The sequence below is a fragment of the Sphingorhabdus sp. EL138 genome (assembly GCF_945862485.1).
Taxonomy (GTDB): domain Bacteria; phylum Pseudomonadota; class Alphaproteobacteria; order Sphingomonadales; family Sphingomonadaceae; genus Sphingorhabdus_B.
On sequence record NZ_CAMAYF010000001.1, the window covers coordinates 165,250 to 182,445 of the forward strand.

General features: G+C 55.7%; 9 protein-coding genes. 5 read left to right on the top strand and 4 right to left on the bottom strand.

Annotated elements, in window-relative coordinates:
- Positions 1 to 61: 61 nt before the first annotated feature.
- Positions 62 to 1,270 carry a DUF445 domain-containing protein gene (locus tag Q0O33_RS00800; protein WP_295494939.1) on the top strand — a complete coding sequence of 403 codons (1,209 nt, stop codon included), beginning with the start codon at positions 62 to 64 and terminating at the stop codon, positions 1,268 to 1,270.
- On the opposite strand, the gene Q0O33_RS00805 is transcribed toward Q0O33_RS00800, so the two are convergent.
- Complete coding sequence (locus Q0O33_RS00805) at positions 1,267 to 1,947, bottom strand: 5'-methylthioadenosine/S-adenosylhomocysteine nucleosidase (RefSeq protein ID WP_295494744.1); 681 nt, start codon at positions 1,945 to 1,947, stop codon at positions 1,267 to 1,269. The genes Q0O33_RS00800 and Q0O33_RS00805 overlap by 4 nt on opposite strands.
- A gap of 119 nt (positions 1,948 to 2,066) precedes the next feature.
- The gene (locus Q0O33_RS00810) at positions 2,067 to 2,561 is read right to left on the bottom strand and encodes an alpha/beta fold hydrolase (protein ID WP_295494746.1); all 495 of its coding nucleotides are present in this window, start codon (positions 2,559 to 2,561) and stop codon (positions 2,067 to 2,069) included.
- A gap of 272 nt (positions 2,562 to 2,833) precedes the next feature.
- Here Q0O33_RS00810 and Q0O33_RS00815 point away from each other — a divergent pair, with 272 nt between their 5' ends.
- A complete protein-coding gene (locus Q0O33_RS00815; protein ID WP_295494748.1) occupies positions 2,834 to 3,571 on the top strand; it encodes a response regulator transcription factor in 738 nt (245 codons plus the stop codon).
- Between the two features lie 43 nt (positions 3,572 to 3,614).
- Positions 3,615 to 4,319, top strand: coding sequence for an EAL domain-containing protein (locus Q0O33_RS00820; RefSeq protein WP_295494751.1), 705 nt, complete (start codon positions 3,615 to 3,617; stop codon positions 4,317 to 4,319).
- 27 nt (positions 4,320 to 4,346) lie between these two features.
- Here Q0O33_RS00820 and Q0O33_RS00825 read toward each other — a convergent pair whose 3' ends face one another.
- Both Q0O33_RS00825 and lepA read right to left on the bottom strand, forming a co-directional pair.
- Positions 4,347 to 6,212 carry an ABC-F family ATP-binding cassette domain-containing protein gene (locus tag Q0O33_RS00825; protein ID WP_295494754.1) on the bottom strand — a complete coding sequence of 622 codons (1,866 nt, stop codon included), beginning with the start codon at positions 6,210 to 6,212 and terminating at the stop codon, positions 4,347 to 4,349.
- A 94-nt stretch (positions 6,213 to 6,306) separates the two neighbouring features.
- A complete protein-coding gene (lepA, locus tag Q0O33_RS00830) occupies positions 6,307 to 8,124 on the bottom strand; it encodes a translation elongation factor 4 (protein WP_295494756.1) in 1,818 nt (605 codons plus the stop codon).
- A 404-nt stretch (positions 8,125 to 8,528) separates the two neighbouring features.
- On the opposite strand from lepA, the gene rpoB reads away from it, so the two are divergent.
- Both rpoB and rpoC read left to right on the top strand, forming a co-directional pair.
- Positions 8,529 to 12,686, top strand: coding sequence for a DNA-directed RNA polymerase subunit beta (gene rpoB / locus Q0O33_RS00835; RefSeq protein WP_295494757.1), 4,158 nt, complete (start codon positions 8,529 to 8,531; stop codon positions 12,684 to 12,686).
- A gap of 81 nt (positions 12,687 to 12,767) precedes the next feature.
- On the top strand, positions 12,768 to 17,048 hold the full coding sequence (rpoC, locus tag Q0O33_RS00840; protein ID WP_295494760.1) for a DNA-directed RNA polymerase subunit beta': 4,281 nt from the start codon (positions 12,768 to 12,770) through the stop codon (positions 17,046 to 17,048).
- Positions 17,049 to 17,196: the final 148 nt, after the last annotated feature.

Consider the following 17,196-nt stretch of genomic DNA (forward strand, 5'->3'; position numbering starts at 1 on the left):
CAACCAACTCGGTCTGTCGGAAAAAGCGCGCTATGCGGAGCGGGATGCCGAACTGCGGCAAATGCGGATCATCGCAACAGGATTGTTGTTGTGCATGGCCGCGTTGTTCGTTTTCGGCAAGTATATGGAAACGCGCTATGAGGGCTATTGGGGCTTTTTGAGGGCCTTTGCCGAAGCGGGGATGGTTGGTGGCCTCGCCGACTGGTTTGCCGTCACAGCGCTCTTCAGGCACCCTTTGGGCATACCCATTCCGCACACCGCGATCATTCCAAATAACAAGGAACGCCTTGGCCGCACTTTAGCGAGCTTCCTGCGGACAAATTTCCTCACCACCAAGGTCGTGGCTCGCCGCGTGCAGCGCATGGACGTGGCAGGTGCTATGGGTAAATTCTTAAGCGCACCATCGGGCGGCGAAGGCCGGATGCGGATGGGGGCGTCGCGGCTGATGGGGGATATCATCGCCGCGCTCGACGATGAACGATTGGGCGGCGTTGCCAAGGGCGCCATCCGCAAGCAACTCGACAAGCTCGACATCGCGCCTTTGCTTGGCCAGTTGCTGACCGCGATGATCCGCGAACGGCGGCATATCCCAGTGCTCGACAGCATAATCAAATGGGCCTCTGCAACATTGGAGGCCAATGAACACCTCATCCGCGAAATGGTGGAAGAACGCGCCAACACCCTCATGCGCTGGACGGGCCTTGATGACAAATTGGCCAATGCCATCGTCAACGGCCTCAACAAATTGCTCCACGACATGGCTGAAGACCCCGACCATCCTTTACGTGAAAAGGGCGAAGAGGGGCTCGCCAAGCTCGCGCACGACCTGCGCCATGACAAGGAGCTGCAAGCCAAGGTCGCGCATTGGAAGGGGCAGTTGTTTGAAAACCCGGCGATGGGCAAATGGATTAACAGCCTGTGGGACCAAGGCCGCGATGGCCTGTTAAAAGCGGCGCGTAACCCAGATGCCGCCTTGGCGGGTAGCTTTGGTGACGCGCTCATCAAGCTGGGCGGCAATTTGCAGGCGGACATAGGCCTAAAACACCAAATTAACCGCTTCGCCCGCCGCGCGATTGTCGGCACGACGGAAAATTACGGCGACAACATCGTCCGTTTGGTGTCCGACACCGTGGCGCGTTGGGACGCATCGACCATCACCGACCGCGTCGAAAACGCAGTTGGCAGCGACTTGCAATTCATCCGCATCAACGGCACTTTGGTCGGCGGACTGGCAGGCATCATCATCCACGCCATCGGCCTGTTGATTTAACCGCGCGGTAAGTCCGAAATCATCCGCTCGGCGGCCTCTGCCGCCAAGCGGGCGGCGCGTTTCAGATTGGCCTGAAAATCGCCAGCGCTGTAGGCATTGGCATCATCGCTCGTGGCCTTAATCGCGGCCCATTCGACATCCATCCGCGACGCCGCCTGCGCGACAGCGGCGGTTTCCATGTCAACGATATCGCCGCTGAGCGCCTTATGCAGCCTTTGGCCGTGATCGGCGCTTTCGACGAAGCAGTCGCTGGTAATGATACGCACCTTGGGCAGCCCAGTGTCGGGCATAATGGCGGCGTGGAAAGGCTCGGTATGCGCCTTCCCTATGGGCCACGCCCCTGCCCTGTAATGCACAAAGCCGTCGGCGCGGGAGGCACCATAGTCGCCTTGCACAGCTTCGACGATCTGGAAGCAACTCCCATCCCGCCCGTTCAGCTTTCCAGCGGTCCCCACAACTAGCAGCAAGTCGGCATGATAATGTTCGACCAACATCATTGCCGCCATTGCGGCGTTCACTTTGCCAATGCCGCTGCAGGTGATGACGATGTTTCGGCCTGCAAAAGGCACCTGCCGGACCATGAAGCCATGCAGCGCCTCGCTATTGGCGCTCTGGCCGGGAAACAATGCCGCTGCCTCAGCGTCGACGCCAGTGATGATCCCAACAGTTTTGAACATGCGCGAGCAGCCTCTTAATGCGAACAGGAACGGCCGTCTAACGTGTGAATGGCGTAAAAATGATGACATTTGTTGACGGTTCGCAAAAAAAGAACAAATAATTTCCGACAACTAGCCGTTTAGGCCGCTTTACGTGCCGCATTCGCATTACGATCCAGAAACGCGCGGATTGCCGCGATGCTTTGTTCGACATGGCTTAACAGGAACAAATGCCCGCCATTTTCAACCACGAACAATTCGCTATTTGGGATCAGGAAATTCAAAAACTTGCCATTGGCGAGCGGAACAATTTGGTCATCGTCGCCCATCATGATGAGCGTTTCGGTCTTCATAAACGGCAGGAACGGCGCGCTGGTCCATCCCATCATCGCCATCAATTGATAGAAATATCCGGTTTTTGACGGCGGCTTCAACCGGTCAATATGCTCCGACTTGTTGCCCACCATACCGCCGTAAAGCGTCTTGAAATGCTTCGCCATGAAATCAGGGTCAATATAGCGGCGCGGATCCGCCATTTTGACGAGCGCCGCCGGATTACCCGGGACCATTAACATGCCAGCGCTGGTCGCAACCAAGATAAGCTTGTTTGTGCGCGTGCCGTCACGCGCCACCATGAGCGCGTTCACCCGAAGGCGGAGAAGAAGGCATCTGAGGCACTGCCTAAGTCAAAACCGGTCGCCAAGCCTGCGAAAAAATGAAAATGACAGAGGTTGAAGGCTGCCCTCCGTCATCCTTGGCGTACTTCCATCCCCGATGGTAACGCCAAAATTGTCCCGAATGTTGCAACTACTAATATAATTTTACATTAGTTGACATAATGATTGTTACAAATGTAAAATGACGCAACAAAGCGTTGATATGTGTATGTTTCAGCAGGGATCAAATTGTGCGTAATTATAATATTGCCATCGTCGAGGACGACACCATATTTGCAGCCGAACTCGCAGAGTTTTTGAGCGGCTTGGGTTACACCGTAACGAATTACATCTCGGCGCAGAAATTCCTGACAGCGGTACGCCAAAAAGAATGCGATCTCGTGATTGTCGATTGGTCGATTCCTGACCTGACCGGTATTGAAGTGTTAGAATATATCCGGAAATTCCATCCTGATATGCCATCAATCATGCTCACCGCGCGCAACGATCGTCGTGACGTCATCCGCGGGCTTGAGGCGGGTGCTGACGATTTCGTGTCAAAGCCGGTTGACCGGGAAATATTGTCTCTGCGGATTAAGGCTGTTTTGCGCCGCTATCATGGCGATGTGCGAACACGGCCGGAATCGGTTGTACTTGGTCCATATCTTCTGCGCCCATCGACATCGACTGTGTATTTCAACGACGAGGCTATCATCTTGCCGAAGCGGGAATTCGATATGGCGATGCTATTTTTCACCAACCCAAACCGATTATTGTCGCGGCAATATCTTGCGGCAACATTATGGGGCAAAATCGTCGATTATCAATCACGGACCATTGATACGCATGTCGCACGGCTACGCAAAAACCTGAAGCTTGACCCAGCGTCAGGCATTAGCTTGAATGCCCTCTATGGCTTTGGCTATACTTTGCAGGCCGATGCGCACGCCATGAACTCTGCAAAAGAGCCGCTTGCTATGTCGGCATAACTCCGACTATGCTAATGGAATAGGTTTATGAAAACAGGCCCTTATGCCGAATGTACCAGAGCAATTATCTTTGCTCGACACGACGGATGATGTTGCATCATCGGCCCTGTCGATCATAGCATCGCGGCCAGTCGTCGACCTGCGCAACAGCCAAATTACGGCTTATGAATATATGGCCTGCGACCATTATAGCTTTTTACCCAGCCAGAATTTTTTGTCGGCAGTTGATCTGCAACATATCTTGGAAACGGGCAAATTGCTGTCCTTGCCGGAAATTTTGTTATCGGTTCCGGGCGATGTCTTTGTCGAAATAGACCTGTCGCATAAGATTGCGTGGACGTTGCGATCATTGCTGTCGCAAGGCACGCATGTCAGCATATTATTATCGGCAACAGATGACATCGCCGCGGGTCATGCCATCGGCAGCGCCATGCAGAATTGGCGGCGGATCGGCTGCAGCGTTGGCATTGATGGTTTTGGATATGCAGCCGTTCCGGCCCTGTGGCCGTTGGTCCACAATGTCGATGTCGTGCGCTTTGACCCGCGCTTAATCGGCATGGTCCGCGCCAATGTCATTCCGGCTTTGGCAGCGCAAAAGCTTGTCCAGTTCGTGGCGGCGATGGACATATCGCGCATCATATTAGATGGTTGCCTTTCCATCAATGATGCCCTGATGTTTCAGGAGGCGGGCGCCACTTATGGCCAAGGCCCGGCCTTTGGCGAATTCAGCCTCACCCAACCGCATTAAGCCGCAGGGGTGACGGAAGGCCCCGCCTCAGCCCCGCTCCAACGCCTCGCTCGCGGCAATCCAGCGGGCTTCCGCCGCCTCTTGCGCCGCGACAATTTTGCCGCGGCGTTGTGACAGCTCGCCCATCGTCAGGTTCTTATATTCATTCGCCGCCGACGCGGGGTCGAACATCGCGCGGTCAATCGCGCTCAACACGACCTCCAACTTTGCAAGATCCGCTTCGGCATCGCTGACATCACGCTTGAGCTTCGCGTGCGCCTCACGCGATGCCGCGGCGGCCTTTTTGTCTTCCTTGCGGTCGGCCTTCGACACTTTCTCCTTCGCGGGGCCCTTGCCCAAGATAAAGTCGGTATAATCCTCAATCGTGCCGGAAAATTCGGTCGCCGTCCCGCCGTCAACCAGCACCAGACGGTCCGCCGTTAGCTCCAGCATATGGCGGTCATGGCTGACCAGCACGACCGTGCCGTCATATTCATTCAGCGCCTGCACTAATGCCTCACGCGCATCGACGTCCAAATGGTTCGTTGGCTCATCTAGGATCAGCATATGCGGCGCATCGCGCGTGATCAGCGCCAGCGCCAGCCGCGCGCGTTCACCGCCCGACAGCTTGCCGACCTTGGTCGTCGCCTTTTGCCCGGAAAAGCCGAACCGCCCCAATTGCGCGCGCACCGCGCCGGGGCTCGCGCCCTTCATCTGCTGGGTCATATGCTCCAGCGGGGTATCGTCGCCGTCCAGCTCCTCCACCTGATATTGCGTGAAATAGCCTACGCGCATCTTGCCCGAGGAACTCATCTGCCCTTCCATCGGCGTCAGTTGCGCCGCGAGCAAGCGCGCGAGCGTCGTCTTACCATTGCCGTTGCGCCCCAGCAAAGCGATCCGGTCATCGGGGTCAATCCGCAGGTTCAACCGCTGCAATATAGGATTACCCTCGGTATAGCCCACACTCGCCAGATCCAGCGTCACCAAGGGCGGTTTCAGTTCATCGGGGCTTGGAAAGTCAAAGCTTAACGTCGGGTCTTCGGCCATGGCGGCAATCGGCTGCATCCGTGCCAGCGCCTTGGCTCTGGACTGCGCCTGCTTTGCGGTCGACGCACGCGCCGAGTTGCGCGCGACATAATCCTGCAGCTTGGCACGTTGCGCGTCTTGGCTCGCCTTGGCCGCCGCCAATTGCGCGGCGCGTTCGGCACGTTGCCGCTCAAACGAGTCATAACCACCGGAATAGAGCGTCACCTGACCATTATCGAGATGCAGGATATGGTCGACGACATTGTTCAGCAAATCGCGTTCATGGCTGATCACCACCATCATCGCAGGGTAACCCTTGAGGAAATTTTCCAGCCACAAGGTCGCTTCCAAGTCCAAGTGGTTTGACGGTTCATCGAGCAACAGCAGGTCCGGCTGCGAAAACAATAACGACGCCAGCGCCACGCGCATTTTCCAACCACCAGAAAAGCTATCGAGCGGCCGCCCCTGCATATCTTCGTCAAAGCCAAGGCCGACCAAAATCCGCGAAGCCCGCGCGGGCGCCGTATAGGCATCAATCGCGATCAAGCGTTCATGCACTTCGGCCATGCGGTCGGGGTCAAGCCCCTCTTGCTCGCTTTCGGCCATCAACGCCGCGCGTTCTGTATCTGCCGCCAGCACCGTGTCAAACGGCGTGGAATCGCCCGCAGGCGCCTCTTGCGCGATATAGCCGATGCGCGTGCCCTTGGGCATATCGAGGCTGCCGTCATCGGCCTCCAGCGAACCAATCATCACCTTCATCAATGTCGACTTACCCGCACCATTGCGCCCGATCAGGCCGATACGGCTGTAAGGGGGCAAGGCCGCGGTGGCGCGGTCAAGGATAGTGCGTCCGCCAAGGCGCACGGTGATACCGTTCAGATTAAGCATGGAGGGCCGCGTAGCAGACCAAACGCGCGCTGTCAGTCAGAGAATTGGGGTTTATGCGTCGCAAACCGCATTGTGGTGATGGAGGCGGGAAAGCTTACTCCTCCCCCATCCGCAACGCCGCAATAAACGCTTCTTGAGGGATCGATACATTCCCATACTCCCGCATCCGCGCCTTGCCCTTTTTCTGCTTTTCCAGCAGCTTTTTCTTACGGCTGATGTCGCCGCCATAGCATTTCGCGGTCACGTCCTTGCGCATGGCGGCGATGGTTTCGCGGGCGATGACTTTGCCGCCGATGGCCGCTTGCACGGGGATTTTGAACAAATGGCGCGGGATCAGGTCTTTTAGGCGTTCGCACATGCCGCGGCCGCGCGATTCCGCTGTGCCGCGGTGGACAATCATGCTCAACGCGTCGACCGGGTCGCCATTGACCATGATGCTCATCTTCACAAGGTCGCCTTCGCGGTGGCCGATCTGGTGATAATCGAATGAGGCATAGCCACGGCTGATGCTCTTGAGCCGGTCGTAAAAGTCGAACACCACTTCGTTCAATGGCAATTCGTAGACGATCTGCGCGCGGCCACCGACATAGGTCAGCTGCTTTTGAATGCCGCGGCGGTCTTGGCACAGTTTCAATATGGAGCCGAGATATTCATCGGGGCAGTAAATCGTCGCCTGTATCCATGGCTCCTGAATTTCGTCGATGCGGTTGACGTCGGGCATGTCGGCGGGGTTATGCAGCTCCATGCTGCGCGCATCTTCGGTTTTGCTACGGCTCAGCTCCAATTTATACACCACCGACGGCGCGGTGGTGATAAGGTCGAGGTCAAATTCGCGGGTCAGGCGCTCCTGAATGATTTCCAAGTGGAGCAACCCAAGGAAGCCACAGCGAAAGCCAAAGCCCAAGGCGGCGCTGCTTTCGGTTTCGAAGCTGAACGATGCGTCGTTGAGGCGCAGCTTGCTGATGCTTTCGCGGAGCTTTTCAAAGTCGGCGGCGTCGGTCGGGAACAGGCCGCAGAACACGACGGGCTGCACTTCTTTGAAGCCGGGGAGTGCTTCTGCGGCGGGGCGCTTGGCATCGGTAATCGTATCGCCGACGCGGGTTTGGGCGACTTCTTTAATCTGCGCGGTGATAATGCCGACTTCACCCGCGGCGATTTCGGGCAATATCTCCAGCTTTGGCCGCATGCATCCGACGCGGTCGACCAAATGCTTTGTGCCCGCGGCCATGAACTGAATTTCCTGGCCTTTTTTGATGACGCCATCAATGACGCGGATCAGGATGACAACGCCCAAATAGGGGTCGTACCATGAATCGACGAGCATGGCTTTGAGCGGCGCGTTGCGGTCGCCCTTTGGCGGGGGAATGCGGGTGACGACGGCCTCCAGCACTTCGTCGATGCCAATGCCCGATTTGGCGCTGGTCAGGACGGCGTCGTCGGCGGGTAAGCCGATTATGTCCTCAATCTCGGCCTTAACCTTGTCCACCTCTGCCGCGGGCAGATCGATTTTGTTGATGACGGGGACGATTTCATGGTCATGCTCAATCGATTGATAGACGTTGGCGAGCGTTTGCGCCTCAACGCCTTGCGCGGCGTCGACGACCAGCAACGCGCCTTCACATGCGGCAAGGCTGCGGCTGACTTCATACGCGAAGTCGACATGGCCGGGGGTGTCCATCAGGTTAAGCTGATAGGTGATGCCGTCCTTCGCGGTATAATCCAGGCGCACAGTTTGCGCCTTGATGGTGATGCCGCGCTCTTTCTCAATATCCATATTATCAAGGACTTGGCTCGTCATTTCACGCGCCGTAAGCCCGCCGGTTTGTTGGATCAACCGGTCGGCCAAGGTAGACTTTCCATGGTCTATGTGGGCGATAATGGAAAAATTACGGATGAGGGAGAGTTCAGTCATAAAGCGCCCCTAGCAGGGCCGCCCCGCCCCTTCAAGCATGGCGGAAAGGCGGTAGGGGGTTGGGGGGATGAAGTGCACTTTGGCAGCATGTTTCGGAAACGGACCATTCTTCCTGAACGACGCCGTTCACAACGGCGGCCTTCAGTTGCGTTTTTGCCCGATGGCCAGCGCAGGTCGCGCTTGACCCCCGCCCCCGCGCCGCCTATATCGCTCTCAACATCCAGCCCATCGGGAATGGCCTTGTCGTCGCGCAACTTGGCTAACGCATTGATGGATATGGGTTTTCACATACGCGAAACGGCTGCACGGCAGGACCCGATTCTTCGGGCCATTGCTATGCGGCCTTTTCTTGTCTGTGGAATGGCACGCCGCGACTGACATTTCTAACTGAGGCAAAGCACCTTATGGCATCCCGTCCCGCTCCTGCGACCCTGTCGCGTCAAAAGCGTATTCGCAAAATCTTCGGTAACATCCACGAAGTTATCGACATGCCCAACCTCATTGAGGTTCAGCGCGAGAGCTATGAACAGTTCCTGCGTTCTGACCCGTCGATTGGCTATGTATCCGGCCTTGAAAAGACGCTGCGCAGCGTCTTTCCAGTTAAGGATTTTGCCGGCACTTCGGAACTCGACTTCGTCCATTACGAACTCGAAGATCCGAAATTTGACGTAGAAGAATGCCGTCAGCGCGGAATTACCTATGCAGCGCAAATGAAGGTGACGTTGCGCCTGATCGTGTTTGAGGTTGACCCCGACACCGAAGCGCGTTCGGTCCTCGATATTAAGGAGCAGGACGTGTATATGGGCGACATGCCGCTCATGACGCATAACGGCACCTTCTTCATCAACGGTACAGAGCGCGTTATCGTATCGCAGATGCACCGTTCGCCGGGCGTCTTGTTCGACCATGACCGCGGTAAAACGCACAGCAGCGGCAAATATCTGTTTGCAGCGCGCGTTATCCCTTACCGTGGTTCGTGGCTCGACTTTGAATTTGATGCGAAAGACATCGTCAACGTCCGTATCGACCGTAAGCGTAAGTTGCCGGTTACGACCTTGCTTTACGCACTGGGTCTGAATGACGAAGAAATTTTGGGCCATTTCTACGACCGCGTGACGTTTGAGCGTGGCAAGGGTGGATGGAAGATCCCGTTCAATGCCGAGCAATGGCGCGCATCGAAGCCGATGTTCGACATTGTCGATGCGAAGACAGGCGAAGTTGTGTTCCCTGCAGGCACCAAGGTTACCCCACGCGCCGCCAACAAAGCCGTGAAGGATGGCCTGACCAGCCTGTTGATCCCAACCGAAGAAATCTTTGGCCGTTATTCGGCGTATGATTTGATCGACGAGAAGACCGGCCGCATTTATGTGGAAGCAGGCGATGAAATCACCGCCGAAAACCTCGATGCGCTGGACAAGGCCGGAATCGACAGCATTGAGCTGCTCGACATTGATCATGTCATCACCGGCGCGTGGATGCGCAACACGTTGAAGGCCGACAAGGCCGAAAACCGCGATATGGCGCTCGACGCCATTTACCGCGTGATGCGCCCTGGTGAGCCGCCAACGCGCGAAACCGCGGAAGCCTTGTTCGCTGGCCTGTTCTTCGATGCGGACCGCTATGACCTCAGCGCCGTTGGCCGCGTAAAGCTGAACATGCGCTTGAACTTAGACGCGGAAGACACGCTGACAACCTTGCGCACTGAAGATATTCTTGCGGTGGTCAAGGAATTGGTAAACCTGAAGGACGGCAAGGGCGAAATCGACGATATCGATAACCTTGGCAACCGTCGTGTCCGTTCGGTCGGCGAATTGCTGGAAAACCAGTATCGCGTTGGTTTGCTTCGTATGGAGCGCGCCGTGAAGGAGCGGATGAGCTCGGTTGATGTATCGACCGTAATGCCAAACGACCTGATCAACGCAAAGCCTGCGGTTGCTGCGGTGCGTGAATTCTTTGGTTCGTCGCAATTGTCGCAGTTTATGGACCAGACCAACCCGCTTTCGGAAGTCACCCACAAGCGCCGCGTTTCGGCACTTGGACCAGGTGGTTTGACGCGCGAGCGTGCAGGCTTTGAAGTCCGCGACGTTCACCCGACGCATTATGGTCGTATCTGCCCGATTGAAACGCCGGAAGGCCCGAACATTGGTCTGATCAACTCGCTCGCCAGCTTTAGCCGCGTGAACAAATATGGCTTTATCGAAACGCCCTATCGCAAGGTTGTGGACAATAAGGTCACCGACGACGTGGTGTATCTCTCCGCCATGGAAGAGCAAAAGAACACCATCGCGCAGGCGAACGCCGAATTGAACGCCGATGGTAGCTTTGCCGAAGACCTGATTTCGTCACGTGAAGCAGGTGAATTCCTGATGGCACCGCGTGATCAGATCACGTTGATGGACGTGTCGCCAAAGCAGTTGGTTTCAGTTGCCGCGTCGCTCATTCCGTTCCTGGAAAACGATGACGCAAACCGCGCCTTGATGGGATCGAACATGCAACGTCAGGCTGTGCCTCTGCTGCGTGCAGAAGCACCGTTTGTCGGCACGGGCATGGAAGAAACCGTCGCACGTGACTCTGGCGCGGCTATCGCGGCCCGCCGCACGGGTATCGTCGATCAAGTCGATGCAAAGCGTATCGTTGTGCGTGTTACCGGTGATGTGGAACCCGGCAAATCGGGCGTCGACATCTACACATTGCAAAAGTTCCAGCGTTCGAACCAGAACACCTGCATCAACCAAAAGCCATTGGTGAAGGTTGGTGACGTGATTGAGGCCGGCGACATTATTGCCGACGGTCCTTCGACTGAGCTGGGCGAACTGGCATTGGGCAAAAACAGCCTCGTCGCGTTTATGCCTTGGAACGGGTATAACTACGAAGACTCGATCTTGATCTCCGAACGTATCGTGAAGGACGATGTTTTTACATCGGTCCATATCGAAGAATTCGAAGTCATGGCCCGCGATACCAAGCTTGGACCAGAAGATATCACCCGCGATATTCCAAACGTAGGTGAAGAAGCGCTTCGCAGCCTGGATGAAGCTGGCATTGTCTATATCGGCGCAGAGGTGCACCCCGGTGACATCCTTGTCGGTAAGATCACGCCAAAGGGTGAAAGCCCGATGACGCCAGAAGAGAAGCTCTTGCGCGCCATCTTCGGTGAAAAGGCAAGCGACGTGCGCGACACCTCGCTGCGTCTGTCGCCGGGTGTTGCTGGTACGGTTGTTGAAGTGCGCGTCTTTAACCGTCACGGTATCGACAAAGACGAACGCGCCATGGCGATTGAACGTGAAGAAATCGAACGTCTTGCGAAAGACCGTGAGGACGAACGTTCGATTTTGAACCGTGCAACCTACAACCGCCTCAAAGACATGCTCATTGGTCAGACTGCAGCCGCAGCACCGAAGGGCATCAAGAAGGGCGACAAGATCACTGAAGAAAATCTCAGCGAAGTTGAGCGTTACGAATGGTGGAAAATCGCCGTTGCCGACGACAAGGTCCAAGGCGACCTTGCAGCGGTCAAGGTGCAGTATGACGACGCCGTCAAGTTGATCGTCGAGAAGTTCGAAGATCGTCGTGAGAAGCTGGAGCGTGGCGATGAGCTGGCGCCGGGCGTGCTCAAGATGGTTAAGGTCTTCGTTGCCGTGAAGCGTAAGCTGCAGCCAGGCGACAAGATGGCCGGACGTCACGGAAACAAGGGTGTTATCTCGCGGATTCTTCCGCAAGAAGACATGCCGTTCCTTGCCGATGGTACGCCAGTTGACATCGTGCTCAACCCATTGGGTGTGCCGTCACGTATGAACGTGGGTCAGATTTTCGAAACCCATTTGGGCTGGGCCGCACGTGGTCTGGGGATGCAAATTGGTGAAGCTCTCGAAGAGTGGCGCCATGCAAACCCGAACCCCGAAGCAGCGGCACCGCCTGCCGTGGTACGTGAGCGTTTGGCAAAAGCCTATGGCGAAGAATATGCCGACGAGATCAAGAACCGCAGCGATGCTGATATCATTGAGCTTGCCGGTAATGTGATAACCGGCGTGCCTATGGGAACCCCTGTGTTCGACGGTGCACGTGAAGCGGACGTTACCAACATGCTTCAGCTTGCTGGACTTGATGGTTCAGGTCAGTCGGATCTGTTCGACGGACGCACCGGCGACAAGTTCGACCGCAAGGTTACTGTCGGCATCATTTATATGTTGAAACTGCATCACCTTGTTGATGACAAGATCCACGCCCGTTCGATCGGACCGTACAGCCTTGTCACACAGCAACCACTGGGTGGTAAGGCGCAATTCGGTGGTCAGCGTTTCGGGGAAATGGAATGCTGGGCACTTCAAGCCTATGGCGCCGCATACACCTTGCAGGAAATGCTCACTGTCAAATCAGATGACGTGATCGGCCGTACCAAGGTTTACGAAGCCATCGTCAAGGGTGACGATAGCTTTGAAGCGGGTATCCCAGAAAGCTTCAACGTTCTGGTTAAGGAAATGCGTTCATTGGGTCTCAACGTAGACTTGAAAGCGCATGACTTGATCGAAGGTGACGAGGGCTTTGCCGAGGCAGCGGAATAAAGCAGCGATGGGCGGATCTCGGTCCGCCCCCTGCCCCCGCCTTTAGGTTTTCATGGGCACGTGCCCAATGAGGAAAAGAATATGAACGAACTGAGCAAATTCAACAATCCCGTCGCCAAGGTCGAAACCTTTGACCAGATCCAAATCGGGATCGCGTCGCCGGAAAAAATCCGCAGCTGGTCTTTTGGCGAAATTAAAAAGCCGGAAACCATCAATTATCGCACGTTCAAGCCAGAGCGTGACGGCCTGTTCTGCGCGCGCATCTTTGGTCCGGTAAAGGATTATGAGTGCTTGTGCGGCAAGTATAAGCGCATGAAATATAAGGGCGTCGTCTGTGAAAAGTGCGGCGTTGAAGTTACGGTTACCAAGGTACGCCGTGAGCGTATGGGCCACATCGAATTGGCTGCACCTGTTGCGCATATCTGGTTCCTGAAGTCGCTACCATCGCGCATTGGCTTGTTGCTCGACATGCAGTTGAAGCAGCTTGAGCGCGTGTTGTATTTCGAAAACTACATCGTGACTGAGCCTGGCCTGACTGCGCTGGAGAAGTTCCAGCTTCTGAGCGAAGACGAATTGCTCGACGCACAGGACGAATATGGCGAAGACGCCTTCACCGCCAGCATTGGTGCCGAAGCTGTCAAGACCATGTTGATGGACCTCGACCTTGAACAAGAGCGCACCGATCTACTCGACGAGTTGGCGGTCACAAAGTCCGAGCTCAAGCCAAAGAAGATTATCAAGCGTTTGAAGGTTGTCGAGAGCTTCATCGATTCCGGTAACAAGCCAGAGTGGATGATTTTGGACGTCATTCCAGTCATTCCACCAGAATTGCGTCCATTGGTGCCGCTGGATGGTGGCCGTTTTGCGACCTCCGATCTGAACGATCTCTATCGCCGCGTCATCAACCGTAACAACCGTTTGAAGCGCCTGATTGAGCTTCGCGCACCAGACATCATCGTCCGCAATGAAAAGCGCATGTTGCAGGAAGCCGTTGACGCGTTGTTCGACAATGGCCGTCGCGGTCGCACCATCACCGGTGCCAACAAGCGTCCGTTGAAATCGCTCTCCGACATGCTCAAGGGCAAGCAGGGCCGCTTCCGCCAGAACCTTTTGGGTAAGCGCGTAGATTATTCGGGCCGTTCGGTTATTGTGACCGGTCCAGAATTGAAATTGCATCAATGCGGTCTGCCAAAGAAGATGGCGCTCGAGCTGTTCAAGCCGTTCATTTACTCGCGTCTGGATGCAAAGGGTCTTTCAATGACCCTCAAGCAAGCCAAAAAGTGGGTCGAAAAGGAGCGGAAGGAAGTTTGGGACATCCTCGATGAGGTTATCCGCGAGCATCCCGTATTACTGAACCGTGCGCCAACGCTGCACCGTTTGGGCATTCAGGCGTTCGAACCAGTCCTGATCGAAGGCAAGGCTATCCAGCTTCACCCGCTCGTCTGTTCGGCATTCAACGCCGACTTTGACGGTGACCAGATGGCCGTCCACGTTCCATTGAGCCTTGAGGCGCAATTGGAAGCACGCGTCTTGATGATGTCCACCAACAACATCCTGTCGCCAGCCAATGGTAAGCCAATTATCGTGCCTTCGCAGGATATGGTCTTGGGTCTGTATTATCTTTCAATGGATCGTCGCGGCGAGCCAGGCGAAGGCATGATGCTATCCGACATGGCCGAAGTGCATCAGGCGCTTGAAGTGGGTGCGGTCACTCTGCATTCCAAGATCATCGCCCGCGTGCCACAGACTGGCGAAGACGGCGTAGAGCGCATGGTCCGCTTTGACACTACGCCTGGCCGTATGTTGCTCGCAGAAACCCTGCCAAAGAGCCACCGCGTGCCCTTCGAAACCGTCAACCGCCTTCTCACCAAGAAGGAAATCGGCGACGTTATCGACCAAGTCTATCGCCACACCGGTCAGAAAGACACGGTATTGTTCGCCGACGCTATCATGTCGCTTGGCTTCAAATATGCGTTCAAGGCGGGTATTTCGTTCGGCAAGGACGATATGATCATTCCGGAAGAAAAGACCGAAATGGTTGCCGAAACCAAAGCAATTGTGGCCGATTTCGAGCAGCAGTATCAGGACGGCCTGATCACGCAGCAGGAAAAGTACAACAAGGTCATCGACGCCTGGTCCACATGCGGTGACAAGGTCGCCAACGCCATGATGGACAAGCTGAAGGCTTCACCAACCGACGAACATGGCCGCGAATTGCCAGTGAACTCGGTGTACATGATGAGCCACTCCGGTGCGCGTGGTTCGCCAGCGCAGATGAAGCAGCTTGCCGGTATGCGTGGATTGATGGCCAAGCCGTCGGGCGAGATCATTGAAACGCCGATCATCTCGAACTTTAAGGAAGGTCTGACCGTTCTCGAGTATTTCAACTCGACCCACGGTGCCCGTAAGGGTCTGGCCGATACAGCATTGAAGACTGCAAACTCAGGTTATCTGACGCGCCGTCTGGTGGACGTATCGCAGGATTGCACCATCGTTGAAGTCGATTGCGGTACAGAGCGTGCCTTGGAAATGCGTTCCATCGTTCAGGGTGGTTCGACAATCGCCTCGCTCGGTGAGCGTGTCCTTGGCCGCACCACAGCGGAAGACATTATCGGCCTTGATGGCAAGGTGCTGATCCCATCGGGAACCTTGCTCGACGAGCCCATGGTTATCGCGATGGAAGAAACCGGCATTCAAGCGTTGAAGATCCGCTCGCCACTGGTGTGTGAATCCAAGATCGGCGTTTGCGGTACATGCTATGGCCGTGACCTTGCACGCGGTACGCCCGTCAACATCGGTGAAGCTGTCGGCGTTATCGCCGCCCAGTCCATCGGTGAACCGGGAACACAGTTGACCATGCGTACCTTCCACATTGGTGGTGCGGCGCAGTTGAACGAGCAGTCCAACCTTGATGCCACGGCATCGGGTAAGGTCATGTACCGTGACTTGCCAAGCATCGTTGACAAGCGGAAGAAGCGTTTGGCGATGGCACGTAACGGCGAACTGATCATCGTCGACAAGGACGGCCGTGAAATGGAAATTCACCGTCTGCCTTATGGTGCGACGTTGATGTTCGCTGATGGTGCGGATGTGAATGTGGGTGACCGTCTGGCGGAATGGGATCCATTCACCATGCCGATCATCACTGAAAAATCGGGTGTCGTGAAATATCAGGACCTGATTGACGGCAAAACGCTGACCGAACAGACCGACGAAGCAACGGGTATTGCCCAACGCGTCGTTATCGAAGATCGTGCCGGCAGCCGCACCAAGAAGGAAGACCTGCGTCCACGGATTACCCTACTGGATGGCGATAGCGGCGAAGCTGCGCGTTATCTGCTTGGCGTTGGTACGATGCTTTCAGTGGAAGATGGTTCCGATGTGCAGGCTGGTGATGTTATCGCCCGTGTGACCCGCGAGTCCGCCAAGACCCGCGACATCACTGGTGGTCTGCCTCGCGTTGCCGAATTGTTCGAAGCGCGTATTCCAAAGGACAATGCGATCATCGCCAAAATTTCGGGCCGCGTAGAGTTCGTCCGTGATTACAAGGCGAAGCGCAAGATTGCGATTGTGCCGGAAGAAGGCGATCGGATTGAGTATTTGATCCAGAAGTCCAAGGTGCTCGACGTTCAGGAAGGTGATTTCGTTCGTAAGGGCGATAACCTGATTGCTGGTTCGCCGAACCCGCATGACATTCTTGAAGTCATGGGCATTGAGGCGCTGGCGGAATATCTGGTTGCCGAAATTCAGGAAGTATATCGTCTACAGGGCGTGAAGATCAACGATAAGCACATCGAAACGATCGTTCGCCAGATGCTGCAAAAGGTTGAGATCACCTTCGGTGGCGACACAACCCTGCTTCCAGGTGAACAGGTCGACCGCGAAGAAATGGACGCGATCAACGCAAAGCTGACCAAGGGCCAAGCACCAGCAACGGGGAACCCCGTATTGCTCGGCATCACCAAGGCTTCGTTGCAGACACGTTCGTTCATCTCGGCGGCGTCCTTCCAAGAAACCACACGCGTTCTGACGCAGGCCGCGGTGGAAGGTAAGAAGGACATTCTGACCGGTCTGAAGGAAAACGTCATCGTTGGTCGCCTCATCCCTGCGGGTACAGGCTCTGCCATGAACCGTATGCGGATTGCCGCGACAAGCCGCGACGTTGCACTTCGTGCAAGCTATAAAAAGCTTCAGGAAAGCCTGATTGCGCCTGAGACAGCGGCTGAAGAGCATGCTGCCGAATTGGCACAAGGTTCTGAAGCGGCGATTGGCGATGATGTGTTGGCAAAGGTCATTTCCGATGACCTGACCACCACCGACGCCGCTATCGACGATGTCGTTGACACGAGCGAAGAAGAATAAACTTTACCTTGAAGGCAAACAAAAACCCGCCGGGCGCAATCCCGGCGGGTTTTTTGTTGCCCCGCTTTGCTCCCAACAATGTTGGGGTAAAGGCCTAGAATTTAACCGATAACGACAGTTGCAACAACGGATCCAAAATACGCTGACG